Source organism: Burkholderia sp. Ac-20365 (assembly GCF_017104715.1).
In the GTDB taxonomy this organism is placed as follows: Bacteria; Pseudomonadota; Gammaproteobacteria; order Burkholderiales; family Burkholderiaceae; genus Paraburkholderia.
The window spans coordinates 1-800 of record NZ_JAAGPI010000128.1 but is presented as its reverse complement, the minus strand read 5'-3'; the positions used below and the strand labels follow the sequence as shown (position 1 = coordinate 800).

General features: G+C 58.9%; 2 protein-coding genes. Both read right to left on the bottom strand.

Annotated elements, in window-relative coordinates:
* On the bottom strand, positions 1-115 hold a 115-nt coding region (locus G3O01_RS44950; RefSeq protein WP_241024809.1), incomplete at its 3' end, for an AidA/PixA family protein.
* Between the two features lie 307 nt (positions 116-422).
* On the bottom strand, positions 423-800 hold a 378-nt coding region (locus tag G3O01_RS44945), incomplete at its 5' end, for a GtrA family protein (RefSeq protein ID WP_205813986.1).

Sequence of the window (800 nt, the reverse complement as noted above, 5' to 3'; positions counted from 1 at the left end):
AGACATAGCGCCAATCGATCAGCGTCGGTGCGGCCGGGTTCTTGCTGGGATTCGGATATTTTTTGAGAATGGTTTCGGTATCGAAAGAGACGAGCACATCAGTGACGCGTGACATAGAAGCTCCCGTTTGAATGAATGGGACTTATTGTTGCGCGAATTTCTTCGTGCGGCCGCCATCGCCTTGTCCTGCAAGGCTTCGTGCCGATCAAGGCACGTGCAGGCGAGATGGCGAATGCAGATTATCCCGTTCGGTTAATTCCGGAAGCTGTAAATGTAAACAGGGTATTAATATTATTTCGGACGGTAATTTTAAAATCGGCTTCAATCGGCTCGATGCGTTACATAAATATAACGACATTGAACCTGTTAATCGAATGGCCGATGCTGTCCGGCAGCGGCGGGCGGGGAAGGATTGCTTACCGTTAGGTCCACAGCCGGTGCAGCGCGAACGTGGTCGGCGGAACCAGCAGCGCGATCGCGACGATGCTCATCGCGCGGGAACCTTCGAGCGCTTCGGCCGCACGCGCGAGCAGCATCGTTTCGACGAAGCCGGCCAGCGTGACCGCGAGAAAGCGCACCGCGTTGCGCGTGCCCACCGTCGACGAGAAGCTCCACAGCGTATTCGCGAGATACGAGAAGGCCGTCGCGCAGAGGAAGGCGATCGCGTTCGCCGTCACCAGCGTCGCGTCGAAGCGCGCGAACAGCGCCGCGGCCACCAGCGTGTGGTTCGCGGTCGAGCCGAGCCCGGACACGCCGAAGCGCACGCGCCGCGTTCGCTCGGCATGGAGCAGGGCGATCAT